Source organism: Streptomyces minutiscleroticus (genome assembly GCF_014650875.1).
In the GTDB taxonomy this organism is placed as follows: Bacteria; Actinomycetota; Actinomycetes; order Streptomycetales; family Streptomycetaceae; genus Streptomyces; species Streptomyces minutiscleroticus.
The window spans coordinates 1-16,977 of sequence record NZ_BMVU01000098.1; the positions used below are offsets into that span (position 1 = coordinate 1).

The 16,977-nt window shown below is 69.1% G+C and carries 14 protein-coding genes and 5 pseudogenes; 8 read left to right on the forward strand and 11 right to left on the reverse strand.

All coding sequences use genetic code 11. The features are described from left to right. Window positions 1-223: 223 nt before the first annotated feature. The gene (locus IE271_RS38150) at window positions 224-520 is read right to left on the reverse strand and encodes an antibiotic biosynthesis monooxygenase family protein (RefSeq protein ID WP_190195053.1); all 297 of its coding nucleotides are present in this window, start codon (window positions 518-520) and stop codon (window positions 224-226) included. Between the two features lie 259 nt (window positions 521-779). Here IE271_RS38150 and IE271_RS38155 point away from each other — a divergent pair, with 259 nt between their 5' ends. Beyond that, window positions 780-1,688, forward strand: a complete 909-nt coding sequence (locus tag IE271_RS38155; RefSeq protein ID WP_190195054.1) for an AraC family transcriptional regulator — start codon at window positions 780-782, stop codon at window positions 1,686-1,688. A 158-nt stretch (window positions 1,689-1,846) separates the two neighbouring features. Here the strand turns inward: IE271_RS38155 and IE271_RS42915 are convergent. Beyond that, window positions 1,847-1,963: pseudogene (locus tag IE271_RS42915) on the reverse strand (DNA-binding response regulator); the annotation flags it as partial. Between the two features lie 138 nt (window positions 1,964-2,101). On the opposite strand from IE271_RS42915, the gene IE271_RS38160 reads away from it, so the two are divergent. After that, a complete protein-coding gene (locus tag IE271_RS38160) occupies window positions 2,102-2,668 on the forward strand; it encodes a Tn3 family transposase (protein ID WP_229919887.1) in 567 nt (188 codons plus the stop codon). A gap of 117 nt (window positions 2,669-2,785) precedes the next feature. Beyond that, a pseudogene (locus IE271_RS38165) lies at window positions 2,786-3,448 on the forward strand (FAD-dependent monooxygenase family protein); the annotation flags it as partial. 348 nt (window positions 3,449-3,796) lie between these two features. On the opposite strand, the pseudogene IE271_RS38170 reads toward IE271_RS38165, so the two are convergent. After that, window positions 3,797-4,039 (reverse strand): annotated as a pseudogene (locus IE271_RS38170) (Rrf2 family transcriptional regulator); the annotation flags it as partial. Between the two features lie 186 nt (window positions 4,040-4,225). Here IE271_RS38170 and IE271_RS38175 point away from each other — a divergent pair. Beyond that, a complete protein-coding gene (locus tag IE271_RS38175) occupies window positions 4,226-4,696 on the forward strand; it encodes a nuclear transport factor 2 family protein (RefSeq protein ID WP_190195056.1) in 471 nt (156 codons plus the stop codon). Between the two features lie 554 nt (window positions 4,697-5,250). After that, window positions 5,251-5,511: a hypothetical protein gene (locus tag IE271_RS43740; protein WP_308435251.1), complete on the forward strand. Its 261-nt coding sequence runs from the start codon at window positions 5,251-5,253 to the stop codon at window positions 5,509-5,511. Window positions 5,512-5,577: 66 nt separating this feature from the next. On the opposite strand, the gene IE271_RS38190 is transcribed toward IE271_RS43740, so the two are convergent. From IE271_RS38190 to IE271_RS38205, 4 genes are all read right to left on the reverse strand, one after another. Further along, window positions 5,578-6,708, reverse strand: coding sequence for a DUF4238 domain-containing protein (locus IE271_RS38190; protein WP_190195057.1), 1,131 nt, complete (start codon window positions 6,706-6,708; stop codon window positions 5,578-5,580). Window positions 6,709-7,165: 457 nt separating this feature from the next. Then, on the reverse strand, window positions 7,166-7,714 hold the full coding sequence (locus tag IE271_RS38195) for a hypothetical protein (RefSeq protein ID WP_229919886.1): 549 nt from the start codon (window positions 7,712-7,714) through the stop codon (window positions 7,166-7,168). A gap of 110 nt (window positions 7,715-7,824) precedes the next feature. Continuing rightward, window positions 7,825-8,559: a Crp/Fnr family transcriptional regulator gene (locus tag IE271_RS38200; RefSeq protein WP_190195058.1), complete on the reverse strand. Its 735-nt coding sequence runs from the start codon at window positions 8,557-8,559 to the stop codon at window positions 7,825-7,827. Between the two features lie 1,321 nt (window positions 8,560-9,880). Continuing rightward, entirely contained in the window at window positions 9,881-10,195 is a 315-nt protein-coding gene (locus tag IE271_RS38205; protein WP_190195059.1) for a hypothetical protein, read from the reverse strand. Between the two features lie 344 nt (window positions 10,196-10,539). Between IE271_RS38205 and IE271_RS38210 the strand changes: the two genes are divergently transcribed. After that, window positions 10,540-10,899, forward strand: a complete 360-nt coding sequence (locus IE271_RS38210) for a hypothetical protein (protein WP_190195060.1) — start codon at window positions 10,540-10,542, stop codon at window positions 10,897-10,899. 354 nt (window positions 10,900-11,253) lie between these two features. Next, complete coding sequence (locus tag IE271_RS38215; protein WP_190195061.1) at window positions 11,254-11,571, forward strand: hypothetical protein; 318 nt, start codon at window positions 11,254-11,256, stop codon at window positions 11,569-11,571. Window positions 11,572-11,771: 200 nt separating this feature from the next. Here IE271_RS38215 and IE271_RS38220 read toward each other — a convergent pair whose 3' ends face one another. Continuing rightward, window positions 11,772-13,046, reverse strand: coding sequence for an IS701 family transposase (locus IE271_RS38220; protein WP_444546152.1), 1,275 nt, complete (start codon window positions 13,044-13,046; stop codon window positions 11,772-11,774). A gap of 452 nt (window positions 13,047-13,498) precedes the next feature. Next, the gene (locus IE271_RS38225) at window positions 13,499-14,509 is read right to left on the reverse strand and encodes an NAD(P)-dependent alcohol dehydrogenase (RefSeq protein WP_190195062.1); all 1,011 of its coding nucleotides are present in this window, start codon (window positions 14,507-14,509) and stop codon (window positions 13,499-13,501) included. 105 nt (window positions 14,510-14,614) lie between these two features. Here IE271_RS38225 and IE271_RS38230 point away from each other — a divergent pair, with 105 nt between their 5' ends. Further along, complete coding sequence (locus IE271_RS38230) at window positions 14,615-15,199, forward strand: TetR/AcrR family transcriptional regulator (RefSeq protein ID WP_190195063.1); 585 nt, start codon at window positions 14,615-14,617, stop codon at window positions 15,197-15,199. 141 nt (window positions 15,200-15,340) lie between these two features. On the opposite strand, the pseudogene IE271_RS38235 reads toward IE271_RS38230, so the two are convergent. Both IE271_RS38235 and IE271_RS38240 read right to left on the reverse strand, forming a co-directional pair. Further along, window positions 15,341-15,496, reverse strand: a pseudogene (locus IE271_RS38235) (IS5/IS1182 family transposase); the annotation flags it as partial. Between the two features lie 196 nt (window positions 15,497-15,692). Beyond that, a pseudogene (locus IE271_RS38240) lies at window positions 15,693-16,693 on the reverse strand (IS5 family transposase). Between the last annotated feature and the right edge of the window lie 284 nt (window positions 16,694-16,977).

Genomic DNA, 16,977 nt, shown 5'->3' on the forward strand with positions numbered 1-16,977 from the left:
CTCCGCAGCAGACAACCTGACTTCACCAGCACGAGGACCTGGCGACATACCAATACACTACAGACTTAGAGACGCAATTTCTGGCGCATCACACTAGTGTGGGGGCAATTGATAATTAGTTCCAATTGACCCGATATTACCCTCATCACTGGGCGCACCGGCTGCCGAGGCGACGCGGAAAGGGCCTGCATGCAGCAGGCATCTCGCCGCGTCGCCTACCCCGTCAGGCGGGGCTGAACTCGCCGCGTTCCACACAAATGATCGGATCCGGCTTCGCGATCGCGAACATCACTTCGGCCAGCGCCATCGCCTCAGGATCTTCGAGTACGGCATCGTGACTCTCGATGCTGGCCCAATGCGACTGATTCACCACTCTGGTGCCGTCCGCGGAAGCGTAGAGAGTCGAACCGAGAAAGCCCGGCAATTTACGGACGACCTCGCCGGCACGGTTGATCGCTTCGACGAGGTCTTGCTGCTTTTCCGCGGCAACCGCGAAGATCCCGAATGCAGTGACTTTCAAGGCTTCTCCTCTACCCTGCGAATCATGGTAAATCTTCTCAACGTAGACTAGGTGCAATGCTGGAAGCACGCCGAGGCGCCCGCGGCGCGGCAAGCGGCTCCGGTGCTAGCCGTACACATTGTTCGGTCATGGCCGCATTGTCGGCGATGATCTTGTAGCCCACATCGATTAATTCAATACGCGGGCAAGCCCCGCGGCCATATGCCACCGTCCGTGGCGGATACGCGTTCGTCCGGACGCCGGTCAGTACGATGCGGGGGTGGATGTGATCACCGAGGCGATCGGCGGCCTGCGCTCTGGGGTCTCTTACGCCCATCGTGTCGACGAGACCGACGACTGGGGCTGGAGTCATCCGCCCTTCGAGGGCGTGGGCTTCTACGTGCTGCTCCACGGCGAGGGCTGGGCGGCTGCCGAAGGCGGCCCGTCCTACCGGGTTACGGCCGGTGACGTTGTGCTCTGCCCGAACGGTGCCCGGCACGGCTTCAGCCGCCGCCCACGCCCGCTGGACGACCTGCCCACGTGCCGGCACGAGAAGACTGCCGCCGAAGGCGAGGACAGGAACGCCGAGGCGCGGGTGATCTGCGGCGCCTACCGGCTGACCCGTGGCCGCGTGCATCCCTTCCTGCGCAGCATGCCCCCGCTCGTGGCCGTACCTGGCCTGGGCGCCGAGCGGGCACTGGTCGCGCTGCTCGGCCAGGAGGTCGCCGAGGAACGCCACGGCACGGCGGCCACCCGGGCCGCGCTGATCGACCTTATGCTGGTCACGCTGCTGCGCTCCTACGCCCCGCCGGAAGAGGACGATCCGGGCATCGCCGCGGCCCTCGACGCGATCCACGAGAACCCTCGCGCACCGTGGAACGTGCGCCGGCTGAGCGAGGTGGCCGGCCTGTCCCGCACCGTCTTCACGGGACGCTTCAGCTCATCGATTGGCAAACCACCCATGGCGTACGTCTCCAGCGTGCGCCTCGATCTCGCCGCGCGCCTGTTGCGGGGCACGACTCGCCCACTTTCCGCGATCGCCCATGAGGTCGGGTACGCCTCGGAGTTCGCGTTCGCCGCCGCCTTCCGCCGCAAATACGGCGTGCCACCCGGCCGCTTCCGGCACGAGACACCCGCGGAGGCCCCCTCGGAAGAGGGCACGAGATGCTCGGGGCGTTGGGGTCGATGAAGCCGTCAAGCTGGACGACCTTGGTCGTGGCCGACGAACCCAGGCTGACGTGACCCGCACTCAAAACCCGGACACGACCACCTAGTGTCTCGTGATTCCGTCAGCGTTACTTGATCTTGTGTGGTTCGATCTATCGGCATGGAGCTGTCTGTGGAACAGCCGTAACGCTCCAGCGCCATCGCGACCGACCTACGGATCACCTCGTCGTCCTCGACGAGGAGGATCGTGACGGGAGCGGGATCGGGAGCGCCGACACCGACGGATAAATGGGACATCTTCTCCGACCTGTGTGAGGGGCTGGCGGGGGCTGCACCATTGCCGTCAGGAGCCCTTCGAGGGCTCCTGCCTCCGGGGCCTCCCAGTCCGGGTGCCCGGGCATGGGCGGGATCTCCTCACCGTACAGCTAACTGGTGATGTATGAGGTGGCGATCTCCGTACGCGAGGGAGCGATCTCCTCGTCCACGCTGCTGAAGCGGCTGCGGTCGGGATCGTGGAAGAACGCCACCTACACCGCGTTCCGCGAGGTCGGCCGCGTGATTCGCACCGTGCATCTGCTGCGCTACCTCTCGGATGCCCCGCTGCGCCGGCGGGTGACCGCGGCGACGAACAAGGTCGAGGCGTTTAACGGCTTCTCCCAGTGGCTCGGCTTCGGCAACCGTGGCGTCCTCGCCGACAACGACCCCGTCGAGCAGGAGAAGGCGATGAAGTTCAACGCGCTGCTCACGAACGCGGTGATCTTCCACAACGCCCTGGACATCGCGGAGATCGTCCGGCAGTTGCTGAAGGAGGGTTGGACGATCGAGCCGGAGGAATCGGCCCACATCTCGCCGTACCTGACCGAGCACATCAACCGGTTCGGCGAATACTCCACGCACGAGCTCGGCATCCAGCCCGAGGCGTACGACCCGAAGCTGGATGTGGATTTCACGCAGCTACGGGAGGAGAACCTGACCAGCGAGGGCTTCGGTCGGGCGGCCTGACCGAAAGGGCGCTGTGGCGCGTTCGTTAGGTGTGTCGCTGGCCGAGGCGTATCCGCAGGTCGCGGCGATGTGGTTGCAGGAGCGCAATGGCGGGCTGACGCCGCAGAAGGCGACGCCGAGGGCGGCACCCATCTGGTCATCGTGTCGGGGCTGCGCGATGACGAACCGCCCACGGACGACGACGGGTTCGTGACGTACGTCAGGAAGAGGCTGCCGCATCCGCTTCTGCATCGGTGGCTGGACGAGGCCGAGCCCCTCTCGTCGGCGTTCGGCTACCGGCGGACCGCGAACATCCGCCGCCGCTACGACCTGCCCGGCCGCCGCCCGGCAGGATTCCTTGCCACCGGCGACGCCCTGTGCACGTTCAACCCGATCTACGGGCAGGGGATGGCTGTCGCCGCGATGAGCGCGGTCGTCCTGCGTGAGACCCTGTCCGATCCGCGCCGGATCCCCACGACGCGGCGCGTGCAGAAAGCGCTCCTCGCGGCGTCCCGGCGGGCATGGGGCATCTCCGCCGGGTCGGACCGCTCGATGCCGGGCGCGGTGGGCAGTGCCCTGGCCTCCGGGTCGGCGGACCGCGTCGCCGTCTGGTACCTGCGGCGCGTCCTGGAGCGCTACCCCGGTGACCCGGTGGTGGGGACCGCCTTCCGCTCCGTACTGGGCCTTTGCGCACCCGTCACCAGCCTGTTCGCCCCCTCCGTGGCCCGTGCCGTCCTCCTCCGGCCGCCCATGCCGACGCCGGCCGAGCCGCCGACGTCACCGGAGAAACCCGGGGTCTGAGGAAGTGCGGCAGCTGATGGTCTGTCCGGCTGTCCGGCTGGGTGGGCGGTCGCAGCCTTCTGGGCCTGGCGGGGGGCGGTCTGGGCTTGTCGAGGTGCCCGTGCACCGTGAAACGGGGCACGCCGAATCCGTCGGGGATCTGCTGGACGGTCTTCTCCCGCTCGTCGTCGTAGAGCCGCTGGACGAGCACGGCCTGGTCCGCGGTGAGCTCGGCCTGCGCCCGCCGTCTGTTCCGGCGGCGGATCCAACGCGTTCGGCGCGGGATTCCATCTCCACGCTCACGTCACTCCGCCCCGGTGGGCAGAACCCACGCCGAACCCTACGGTTCGCACGGGGTCGCCCAGCTGATCAGAGAGGCTGGCGAGGTGCCGCGAGTACGTCCCTGAGTACCTTCTCGAGCGTGACGCGGGCCAGTTCGTGTCTCAGGGTCTCCTCGATGTCCTGGTAGATGCCCCGCATTGCCGGCTGGATGCCGTGACCCACCACGCATCCCTGGTCCGGGGTGGTGCGGTGCATCGCGAACAGCGGGCCGGGTCCCCCTGCCTCGTACACGTCGAGCAGGGTGATCGACCCCAGCTCGCGCGCCAGCGACGGTCAGCCTGCTGTTGGCGCTCATGATCCCTCCTCCGGTCGCAACGCTCCATGTTGCGACAGCACAGTCGCAACAGTGAAGGTTGCGACAAGCCGCCGTAACAATTATCGTTACGACAGCCGGGAAGGGTCGATCAAAGACAAGCGCGGACCGTGAGCATGTTGCGAACTCAAAGGAGAACAGGAATGGAAAGTAACGAAAAGATCATTCGCGAGGCTTACCGGCTCGCGGAAGGGAACGTTCTCGACGGTGACGGTTTCCTGGCCTTGTTCACCGAGGACGGGTCGTTCAACGACATGTCGACCTCGCAGAGTTTCCGCGGAGAGCAGATTCCTCAGGTGCTCGCGGGCCTCGCCCGCTCGTTCCCCGATGTACACCGTGAGCTGCTCGAGGTACATGCGTTCGGTGATGTCGTCGCCGTCGAGTTGCGAATCCAGGGCACGCATCTCGGAGGGTTTCCGACTCCGGTCGGCGAGATCCCACCGACCGGGAACCGGATCGACGTGCCGGCGGCGGACCTCTGGTACCTCCGTGACGGAAAGATCGAAAGGTTCAATTGCTACAACTCGATGAGCGTGTGGCTTGATCAAATCGGGGTCCACCCCGACTTCAAGTCCGCAGTCGAAGCCACCGAGCCGGCAGCCACGACGGCGTAACTCTGCCGGTCAGCGCCGAGTATGCGACAAGACACTCCCTTCTTCGGGCCGCATACCCGGCGCTGCTTCTTGAGCAAAGTTGTTGTTCGCACCCAACTGCCGACACGACCCGGCAGGCCGACTCATCGAGTATCAGCAGCCCTGGCCGGCAGGTAGGGCAACGACCCGCATCGAGTGACGTTCTCCGGGCCCGCCTCCACGAGACACACGGCTGCGACGAGACCCCACCCCAAAGATCATCGAGGTACGCGGGGCCGGACTGCCCTTCCCCATGCCGCCAAGCCCTGCGCATCCGACGCTGACCGTGGACGAGTTCCACGCGTGCGCGGACCGTGGAGGGCTCGGCCTGCCATGAGTCCGTGACGATCACGAGAACCGGCGCTGAGGCCGGCGTAAGAGACGGCACCACCCGCGCCCCTTGCTCCGCCCTTGGGCAGGACGACGACTCCCAGCTCGACGCCTTGCGGGCCACGGCATCCCGAGGGACAAGATCTTCAGCGAGAAGATCAGCACCCGCGTCCGCGGAGGGCCCAGTTCGAGGAGGCGCTCGTACGGTGCGGGAGGTCAAGGCGCACGCCCCGCACTGCCGGGTCATCTTCACCGCGTACGAGATGAGGCGGCTCGGCCGCGACGCCGCCGAACTCACCGCGCTCGCCGACCACCTCACCGCCCACGGCCTGGTCCTGGAGATGCTCGCGAGGCCCCTGCCCGGCATCGGCAAGGTCCGCGCCGCACAGCTCCTGGACGAACTCGAAATCTCCGAGAGCCGCCGTGTCCAGGGCCTGGGCGCCCGGCAGAAGGAACGCCTGCTCTAACTCTTCACGCCAGCGGCCTGACCACCGCGAACACCAAGCTCCCGGCCGGGGCCCTCTGCTGTCCTTCTACCGCTCCCGCAGCTCGTACGGGTTGATCTCCGCTCCTGCACGACGCGGTGCATGTTCGTCAGCCGCGTCGGCCAGTCTCCCGTTTCCGTCATGCCCCCCGACATTACGGCGCGGCCCGATCGGCGGGCTCGGAATTTTCCGTTGCCGGGGTGGAGGCGCCGTGAACTGCTGCAGGATGGCCCGTAGTTCGGGGTCGCGGATGGCGGGGTGGCGCGGCTGGGTGGCCGGCGTCCCGCCGTCGTCGGGGCGTGCCACGAGGGCGGGGGCCCGCACCTGCGGGGCGGTGCCGGGGATGCGCAGCCGGGCGGGCCAGGGCATGGACGGCAGCCGGTAGACGGCCTCCTGGCACCAGGCGGCCGCGCCGGTGTTGGCCTTGGCGGCCCGCTTGGGGGTGAGCACCTCTTCGGGACGGTAGTGGGAGCGGGTGGTGGAGATGAGCAGATGCTGCGGTGACAGCGGCGCCAGAAGCTGGGAGGTGGCGGACAGCAGCGGGGGCGTGATGCCGTGCGCGCCGTCCTGACGGCGCAGGACCACGCCGCTGTCGCCGATCACCAGCAGCGGCCGGTCGGAGCGCAGCAGGACCAGGCGCCGTTCGTCGGCGCTGAGGAAGGCGCGTACGCGCTCGAAGGCCCGGATGGCCGAGCGCAGCGCCATCCGCTGGTCGGTGATCACCGACGCCGGCGGACTCTGGCGCAGGGCGGCATGGAAGACCTGCAGGCGCTGCTCGGGGGTGAGCGCACGCCCGGAGTGCTCCTCGACGAAGCCCACCGCCTCGGCCGCCCACATCGGCGGGAACAGATGCTCCCCCACCTGCTCGTCCCACGCCCGGAAGGCACGCGTGCGCACCAGCTGCCACGCCAGCGCCTCGACCAGCGTCTGCTGGTCGGTCTCCTCCAGCGGCCAGTAACCCTGGCGGATCGCCCGCATAACGCGTGCGGCCGGGTTGTCGACGCGGTCGCCCAGGTAGGTCTCCAGCACGGTGCGGCACTCGCCCTCGGCGAACGGGTCGGTATTGAAGTGCCGGGCCGCTGCCGCCCCGCGCAACCGGGTCCGGTACTCCGCACCCTCGCGCCAGCGCCCCAGCACATGGCCGTCCTCGGCGAATACGCTCAGCCAGTAACGCGGCACCAGATGATGCGTTTTGGGCCCCCCACGCTGTCAGATCCTACGCATCCGCCTGACGGAGCGGCGCCAGCAGCAGGAGAAGATCCCTTTCCGTCCTGGGTGCCCGAGGGCGAACACCGGCGCGGGCGGGACGGACATCTGACGGCGTCTGCGCAGGACGGGCCGTCTTCCGTGTTGCGTCCGGCCCCGTGGTCCGGCCTGGTGCTTCACCATGGGGGGTGAGGCACCAGGCCGGACGCGCAGGGTGTCACGTCTTCGCCTCCTGTGCCCGGGCGGTCGAAGAGGTCATCGCGCCGGGGCGCGGTTTGGCCTGCGCGGTGCGCCGGCGGGCCGCTGCCGGCCCGGTCTGTGGCCGACGGACACCGCGCACGCTGGCTGGGCTCTCGGCCCGGGCCACTCTCGTGCGTCGGCAAGGAGACGCCGGCTGGCAGTGCCCCTTCCTCTCGCGTACGGTGTGCCGTCAGCCGCGGCGTAGCGTGTTGATCTTCTGTTCTGCGGTGATGAGGGCGCGTTCCAGTTCGGTGCGGGCGGCTTCCTGGCGCATGGCGCGGACCAGCTGGTGGCGGTGTTCGCTAGTGCTGATTTTGGTGGCGGGGCCGGGGTCGGGCAGGGCGGTGGCGAGGTAGTCGTCGGCCTGTTCCACGATGTGGTTCAGTTCGGTGCGCAGGGCCGCGGTGTGGTCGGCGATGCCTTTGATCATGTTGGTGACCCGGGCCAGCTCTTTGAACTCCGCGGTGTGGCAGGGCTTTTGGGCCAGGCCGCACTGTTCTTCGTAGAGCTTGCCGATCCACTGGGCGGGACCGGCGAGGGTGGCGGTGTCGTCGTCGCGGCGACGCATGGCCTTCGTCCAGGCGAAGACCTGCTTGTGGTGGAGCAGGGTGTAGGTGGCGAGGACGGCCATGACGGCGGAGATGCCCGCGGTCAGGGCCAGGGAACCGGCCCCGGCCGTGGTGCTGGTTGCCAGCGCGGCGGGGTTCTCGGCCGCCGGTGTGGTGGTGCTGAGCAGCATGCTGTGATCCGTTCACGAAGATCACCGCTGCCCGCCTCGGTGGAGAGGGGCGGGCAGCGGAGCTCAAAGGGAGAAGAAAGAGGGAGTCGGCGCGATCCCGTGGGCAGGGGTCAGACTCCGGCGCTGCGGTGCAGGGCGTCCAGGTCGTGGACGGTGAACTTGCGGTATCCGGCCTCGACCACGCCGTGGTAGCGCAGGGTGCGGATCGCGTTCTCCACGGTGGAGACGCCGAGCTGGAGGGCGGCGGCGAGGTCCTTCTGGGTCGGGCCGTTGATGACGGTGCGCCGCGACAGGGTGGGGTCGGGGACGCCGGCGGTCTCGGCCAGGTGCGCCAGCAGTGCGCTGACGCGCTGGAAGGTGGGCCGGGCGAAGGTGGCGTAGATGCGTTCGTCGCGGCGGTGGCGGTCCTCGATGCTGCGCAGCAGGGCCAGGCGGACCTCGGGCCGCTCGTTTTGCAGGGCGGCCATGTAGCGGGCGCGCCAGGGGATGGCGTAGGTCTTGGACAGGCAGCGGGTGGTGACGGTGGCGGTGGGGTCGATGAGCTTGGCCTCGCCCACGAGCTGGCCGATGCCGCGGAACCGGGTGATCGTGGGAGCGTCGGCGACCTCGCCCAGGGGATAGCGGTCCTGGCGGACGCAGCCCTGCACGATGATGAACACCTGCCGGTCGGCTTCTCCCAGGGGCAGCAGGGCGTCGCGCTCGTAGGAGCGCACGCGCTGGTCCCAGTCCTTGACCATGACCTCCCAGGTTTCGTCGGGCAGGTGGTCCAGGAAACTCTCCTCGGGCAGGCGCACGCGCCCCAGGAGCAGGTCGGTCAGGCGGGGGGCGTCACTGGTGACGGGCATCGCGCAGACCTCGTTCCGTCAGGGTCTGGCGGCCGTACGCTACGGCGCCTGCCGGGATGGCCGGGTGGTGCGGGCGGTGCGTCGCTCGTCTACCGCTGCAGCCCGTATAGAGGGCGCGCGGAGCAACGCCACCGCAAGGGGTGGCACCCATCGTTTGGTCAACCTTTCAATCACAATCGGGCGGGTGCGCCCCCTGGTGAGGGAGGGCGCACCCGTTGTGGTGCGGGTCCGGTGCCCTCTCCTCGCGAACTCCCGCCCGGTTGTGGTGTGACCGGGCAGCACGTGTCGACGACGACCGCCGATTACGCTACCGCGCGCGATGACAAATAGGCCAGCCAACTTAGGAACGGCCTAACAACCCCCAGAGCTGGGGTTTTCCGCGCCGCACGCAGGCCGCCGGGCAAGCAGGCCGCGCGGATTTTAGTAATTCATTCAACCGTCCGGCGCGTACAGGTATGCGGAACTCCAGGCTTCAGATATCTATGGGAAATGCATAACCGGGCGCACAGGTGAGCGACCGGTAGCCCGAATGGAACGGCGGGGTAAAAAGAGGGAGGCCTTGGAGCACCACACTCCAAGACCTCCCGAATGGGCCCGGACCCGCAAGGTTCAGACCGCTGTCCAGTAAACACCATGCGCAGGTCCCGGGGCATGCCCCGCCTCTATCTCTCGCAAGGAAAACCCCAACCCTGGGGTTTCCCCTACCTCTTCCCGCCCGCCGACCGGTGACCCGGCCGCCGAAACGAGACGCTTCGCGGCGTCGCGCACCTTGAGGCGGTACGCACCCTTCGACCGAATGGTCCTCAAGATCAATGAGGTCACCTGCGGGTTTGACGGATCAGAAACCGCCGAATTCGATCACAACCGGCCGGTACCGGCCGACTGAAATTGCACGCTCCCGGCGAGGACCTCCCACGGCCGCCGGTCGGCGGGCTCGGCGTAAGTCCATCATAAAGCCGAATTAACACCTCGCTCATTGCATCCCGGCAGCCCCACGGGAAATGACACGTCACAATTGGAATCACACGGCCGTGAGCAGCCGACTTCACCCGTGCTAAATCCCGCCCGGTGCCCGGCGGGAATACCGTCGAGCGCGTGCGCTCGCACCCGGCGCGCCGGAGGGCGGCGCCGCCCCGCGCGGGAGTCCGCCTGAGCGCCGGCCATGAACGATCAGTCCGTCATATTCCGTCTGCATACGACCTGTTGCCCGCAGGACGCGAGCAGACATGCCCGACAGTCACAGAAAATTGGCGTCCCGGCACGCAACGTGACGATTCTGCAGCCGCCCTCGGGCACGGGCAGATGCCGCCGCTGCGCAGGTTCAGTGGCGGGCGGCGGCCTTGACGGCGCGGCAGTCCGGACAGCGGCAGCGGCCGAAGCGGTAGGCCATGGCGCTGCCGTGGACGAGGTCGGCGTCGCGGCCGGCTCTCAGGGCCAGGTCCAGGGCGCGGGCCCAGGCGGGGGCGTGGCGGCCGTAGCTGCGGGCGCGGTTGACGGTGATGCCGAGGTCGGCGCAGACGTCGCTGATGTGCTCGCCGCTGGCGATCCGGACCAGCAGCGCGGCCCGGGCGGCGGGCGGAAAACAGGCGTCGGCCAGCCCGCGCCGGTAGGCCCGGTCCGAGGGACGGCGTCGCATGCGGCATTCCTCGCACCGGCTGGCGCCGGTGACGGGGATGCCGCAGTGCCGGCAGCACCGGGCAGCGGCAGGTGGGAGGTCGGGCATCGGAGGGTTGACTCCTTGCGACAGGCGGGAGAAAGACGGTCTCTTTTTTTACAGGGTGCTCCCCGTGCTCGCGGAGAGCCGTCTGGTCGAGACGGTAGGGCGCCGGCGCATCCCCACGTGGGCGGGGAAGGGCCGCTGGTGCGGACTCTAGCGCCGGCCCGGGCGCGGAGCGGGCGGGCGAGGCGTGTTCACTCGTGTGGGCGGCCCCTGGCCGATCGCCGGGCAGGGCGGGCGGGTGCGGAGTCAGGCTGAGAGCTGTGACTGGTCCGTGGCAGGTGACGGCCCCGCTTCAGGGGGAGACGACCTGGTCGTACCTGGGCCGTCTGACCGCGGGGTTCGGGATGTCGCAGCCGGCGCTGCTGGGGTGGTGGCAGCAGACCAACGCCCGCCCCGACAAGCGGCAGCCGGGCTGTCCGGCGGCCGAGGTCCTCCTCGACACCGCCGGGCAGGAGGTGCTGGCACAGATCAGCGGTGTGCCCGGACACGTGCTGGCGCGGGCACTGCCGTCCTTCTCCCGCGGGCCGGCCGCCTTCGGCTCCGACCAGCTGCCCGGCGGCGCGGCACGGCCGGGGCGGGGCGGGCACGCTGGCGGGTGGCGGCCACGCTGGCTCCCCTAGCGCTCGCGTGCCGGCTGTGCACCGCCCGCCGCACCGGACGGGCCGTTCAGGTGGTGCGTTTCGTGCCGTCCTGGCAGCGCGTATGCCTGCGCCACCAGCGCTGGCTGCACGACCCCGACCACCACCGGCCACGTGGGCAGCTGAGCGTGGCGGCCTGCCCGGCCATCGGCCGGGCCCAGCAGCACTGGCCCGCCCTCGCCCGCCGGGCCAGGGTGCGCGGGCATGATCCGCAGCAGGTGTTCGCACTCGCCCGGGCGGTGGTGTGCTGGTGGTGGCGGCAGGCCCCGCACTGGCCGGACGAACAACTCTGGCCCGCCCGCACCGCCGCCCTCACCCACGCCCACAACCGGCGCGATGGCAGACAGGCCGGGCGGGCCGGGCGAGGGGTGGCGTGCGCTGGTGAGGGACGCCGTCGTCCTGCCCGAGCTCGTCACCGTCGCGGCCGCGCTGACCGACCCCGCCTGCGAGACGCTGGTGCGCGCCGACCACGGCCGTACCAGGCCGGCCGCGCTGGGCAGCGGGGGCCGCTTCGTCCACCACCTCGCCCACCGCCTGCACCGCCCCTGGCCGGGCCCGCTGCTCGGCGTCGACTACACCAGTCCCCTGCAGACCTGGATCGCCATGGTGCTCGACCCATGCCGGCGGGCTGCCACCGGTGTGCGCCGGGAATGAGATGGCCCGCACCGGGCCGGGCGCGCCCGCGCAGGAGCACCGTCAACGCCCCGACAGGGGGATACCGGCCGGTTCGGCTGCGCCGACGGGCCTTCATCGGCTTGCGTGACGGCCCTCTTGTCTCAGGGTCGCAAACGTTGCAGCACGTCAAGCACCTCTCGGGCATTGAGGCACCTAATACTCCAGTGCGGTTTCGTGGCCTATCCAGCAGGTTCGCCGAGGCGCCGTCGGTAGTGGCTGCGTCGGGCTGTTGCCTGATGCTGTCTGCGCCAGGCGGACCAGTGCAGCAGTCGGGCTGTGGGCATGGCGGCTAGTGGGTGGAACACGGCGGCGAGTAGGTGGCGGATCTCCGGGACGGTCAGGGAGATCGGGTCGTTGCTGCGGGCCGGGTGGTGCCGGTCGGGGGCCGCGTCGGCGGCGACGGCGGCCAGGAAGGCCAGGGCCAGCATGGCGAGGGTGATGTGCCGGTGCCATGAGGTCCAGTGCCTGACCTGGTAGTGGTCGAGGCCGACCTGGCTCTTGGCGGCCTGGAAGCACTCCTCGATGCTCCAGCGGGTGCCGGCGACGCGGACCAGTTCGGCCAGCGTCACCGCGGTGGGTGACCAGCACAGGTAGAAGGCGAGTTCGCCGGTGGTCCGGTTGCGGCGGATCAGCAGGTGGCGGTGGCTGCCGGTGCCGATGTGGACCCAGGCCCAGTCGTAGTGGCGCGGTCCCTTCGCGCCGTGGCCGGCACTGTGCCGCTGCCAGGCCGTGGCGGGCAGACGGCCGGCGACGGTGTCCGCGCGGACAAGGGTGCGGCCCTGGTTGATCCTCACTCTCGTCGAGCAGGCGACGGCCAGCACGTAGCCGATGCCGCGGGCCTCCAGGGCAAGCCGTAGATGAGGGTCCTGGCCGTAGGCTTCGTCGCCGGTCACCCAGGCGGCGCTGATGCCGGCGTCCAGCGCGGCGGTGATCATCTCTGCAGCCAGGCGGGGCTTGGTCGCGAACTGTACCGCCTCGGGTATCCCGGCCTCGCGGCGGCGTCCGGGATCGGTGCACCAGGACTGCTCGGGCAGGTAGAGCCGGCGGTCGATCAACGCCCGTCCCCGCTCGGTGGCGTAGGCGAGGAACACACCGACCTGGAAGTTCTCGATGCGTCCCGCGGTGCCGGTGTACTGCCGTTGCACGCCCGCCGAGGCGTGGCCCTTCTTCACGAAACCGGTCTCGTCCACGATGAGCACCGCGCCGTCGGCGTCGAGGTGGTCGACGGCGTAGGCGCGCAGGTCGTCACGGACGGCATCGGCGTCCCAGCGGGCGTAACGCAGCAGGCGCTGCATCGGTCCGGGCCGGACATGACCGGCCTGTTCGGCCAGCTGCCAGCAGTTCTTGCGTTCGACGCCCGACAGCAGGCCGAGTAGATAGGCGCGGGCGGTCGCCCGCGGCTCCACTCGGCCGAATCGTCCCGCGATCCGGGCCATGACCTGGCCGAACATCATCCGCCAGCGGGCGGGGTCTACGCTATGGCCCGCGGCCACCGCACGATCTTCGTTTGTCCACACACCAACTGATGATCACGCGGTGGCCGTACCCGTTCCCAGCCGGGTCCGCTACAAGATTGCGAAGTCAGACCGGAGTGCTGAGGGCCGCCCCACCGGGCCCCCTTTTTCGGGGCGGCCCGCTCGCTTCTCCCCCGTGATTCCACGGGGGAGAAGCGAGCGGGCCGCAGGGCCAGCGGCGCCGGCCAACCCGACCGCGTCCCGATACCCCCATACAAGTCGGCGGTTCATTCTCCCGTCCGGGATGGGCCGTCACCGGTTGCGCCAGGTGGCGGCCGACCGTCTGCCCGCCGTCGCGGTGGCACAGAACGGTCAGGCAGGCCTTGACGGCTCGCTCCCACGGATCGCCGGGCGCCGTGTCGGCGAGGAGGCAGGACGGTGGCCTACGACGCTCACATCTCAAGGACGGCGCGGTAGCGCGCTCGACCACGGCGGACGTGGTCGAGTGCCTCGTTGATGCGGGAGACCGGGTATGTCTCCGTGGCGGGGCGGATCCCGTGGCGCGCGGCGAAGTCAAGCATCTGGCGGGTCTCGGCGGGCGTCCCCGTGAGGCCTCCCGCGAGTTTTCTTTCGCCCGTCAGGATGCTGAGCGGGTGCACGGTGAAGCTGCTGTCGGGGACGCCGGCCACGCACAGGGTCCCCTGGGGACGCAACGCGTTGAGGTACGTGTCCCACGGCAGATCACCCGAGACAGTGGACAGTACGAAGTGGAACGAGCCGGCCAGGTCCTCGAACCCGTCGTGGGGGGTGACGACGGCGTGGGCGCCGAAACGGCGGGCGTCGTCCGCCTTCTCGGCACTCCTGGAGACGGCGGTGACGTGGCAGCCCCACTTGGCCAGGAACTGGATGGCCAGGTGGCCCAGACCGCCCACACCCACGACGGCGACCCGGTCTGTGGGCCGGACGTCGTGACGCACGATGGCCGAGAAAACGGTCGCACCGGCGCACAGCAGCGGTCCTGCCTGCTCGGAGGTGATGACGTCCGGGAGCGGGTGCACGTGCCGCCAGTCACTGGCGCGGAGTTGAGTGGCGAACCCGCCGCGGTCGCCGCGGAAGACGGTTGCGTCGGCGGCCGGGCACAGGTGCTGGCGGCCGGTTGTGCACCACTCGCAGGCGAAGCACGACCCCGCGTACGCGCCGATTCCCACACGCTGTCCCAGAGCGAGGCGGGAGCGGTCCACGGCGTCCCCCAATGCCGTGATCACGCCGACAGCCTCATGCCCTGCTACCACCGGGAACCGTGAGATCCCGTGACTGTTGTCGATCATGCCTATATCGGTGTGGCAGACGCCGCAGTGGGTCACGGAGATGTCCACCTCAAGAGGTTCCAGCGGCTCCGGTTCGTACTGACGCACCTGCACAGGGCCACCCGCCCGCTCCACCGCATACGCGTGCACAGTCATGCAAACGATCCAATCCGATCGCAGAAACTAACCAGTTCGTTTTCATTCATACATCATCAGAGGGCGCGGGCGCGACGAAAACTAACTGGTTTGTATGATGAGGCTGTGCCGTACCCCAAGAGTGAAGACACCCGCCGCCGCCTGCTGGACGCCGCAACCACCGACTTCGCGGCCCACGGCATCGCGGGTGCCCGCGTCGACCGCATCGCGGCCGCCGCGGGGATCAACAAAGCTCGGTTGTATGCCTACTTCGGTGACAAGCTCGGCCTCTTCGACGCCGTCTTCCGCTCCCACTCCCAAACCGTCGTCGACTCGGTCCCTTTCACTGCCGACGACCTCGCCCAGTACGCCACGGGGCTCTACGAAGCCGCTCTCGCGCAACCGGAACTGATCAGACTTGCCGCCTGGGCCCGGTTGGAGGGAGTCACGCCCACGAACACCGCGACCGCAGCACCGGAGACGGGCGCCAAGCTACAGGCCATCACGCAGGCCCAGCGCGACGGGCGAGTCGTGTCATCGCTGCAGGCAGAGGATCTTCTCGCGCTGGTGACGTCCATGGCGCTGACTTGGTCGGATATGGGCCCCTCCGGCACCGCGCAGGACACCTCCCCACCGGACCACGAGCGCCGAAAGCACGCCCTGGCCGAGACCGTCCGCCGCGCCTTCCACACCCGTGAAGTTGCTCCGTGATCGCGAACACTCTGCTTCTGCACTGCGGCCATGAGTGTGCTGGGCTGGTCGCCGTGAGCGAGCGCGAGCCCCGCGAGACCGACCTGCCCGACGAGTAGCGGGCGCCGGCCGAGCCGGTGAGTGGTGTCGTTACGCCGGGGTGGTCCGGCCTGGTTCGCGGCGGTGTGGGATCACCAGGCCAGTGCACCGGTAACCGCCATCCGCGATCACGGTGGCACGGCCGACGGAAGCCCTCGCGCCGGACACATCCCACGCCTGACAGTCGTTGCGGTTCCCAGGTACCGGCCGTCCGACCACAGGAGATCCGCCACCTCCTCGCCGCTTTCCTCAACCCACCGACCGTGTCAGCGATCCGCTGCCGAGCTGGTCCATCTGGCGCAGACGCCGCCAGGCAACAGCCTGACGCAGCCACCACCGACGCCGGACGGCAAGCGAACCCACTGGCTAGATCACGAAACCAGACTGGAGTATTAGGGTCTGTGTGATGTTGTGATCAATTGGTTGCTCGCAGGAGGTCCTCGAGCCAGATCATCGAGCCGCGGAGTTCCAGGCCGGCAATGCAGCTCTCGGGTGTCTTGTCGAAGCGGGTGGCGATGCCGTGCCAGTCCTTGAGCCGGTTGATGAGGCGCTCGACGGTGTTGCGTTCCCGGTAGAGGGCGGCATCGTGGCGGACGGGCCGGCCGCCTCGGCGGCGTCCCTTCTTCTTCCGGTTGGCCGCCTGGTCCTTCTTCTCCGGGATGACCGCTGTGATGTTGCGTTTGCACAGGTAGATACGGTTGGCGCGGGAGGAATAGGCCTTGTCCGCGGCGACGGCGCCGGGGCGGGTGCGGGGCCGGCCGACCGGCAGGCGGACGCGGATCTTGTGCAGCACGGGCAGGAACTGCGGGCTGTCCGCGGCCTGTCCGGCGGTCACTGTGCACGCCGGCGGGCGGCATCGGCGGGCGGCGGCCAGGTGCACCTTGCTGGTCAGCCCGCCGCGGGAGCGGCCGATCAGGGCCTGCTGCAGACGGACCCGGTGCCGTCGCCGGACGCGTCGGCGCTCCTCCCGCTCGCGCTCGCCGGGCTGTCCGATGTGTTCCGCTTCGCCGCCCTTTTTCGCCGGGCCCGTTCCTGCTCGGCGGCGGCCTCCTCGAGCACCTCCATCACGTCCTGGCCCACCAGCGTCCCGGCGGCATCATGACGGGCGCGCATCGTCGTGGAGCCCACGCCGACCAGGGACAGATCCGTCCGGTTCCGGCGGGCGGCCTCGGCGTTCAGCCCCTCCAGCCGCGCGGTGAACACACCGGCGTCCCGCCAGACGCGAAAGCGCCCGTAGACCGTGGACCACGGCCCGAACACCGCCGGCATCTCCCGCCCTTGCCCACCGGTCCGAAACCGCCGGATCACACCCTCGAACTGGTCCCGCAGCCGCTGGGGATACGGGCCGTACTCACCTGTCGGCAGGTACGGCTCGATCAACTCCCACTGCTCGTCGCTCAGTTGCCTCCGCGTCACGATCACACTCCTACCGGATCCACCCGCTACATGGGCTCGGATCGACAGGACTGATCACAACATCACACAGACCCTAATCCTCCCCATCAGCCACATCCACGGTCAGCGTCAAAGGGAGCGAAGGACGCGGTAGCGGTCCGCCAGGGCGCGCTGAGTTACAGCTGCGCTCTCATCCAGCCATTCGTAGCGGTGGTTTGTTGACGGCGGATTCGTGAGGGTGTAGGCCGTGCAGGGAGGCGTCGACTCGGTTGGGGAGATCGAGATGACGAAGCGGTTGCCGTGTC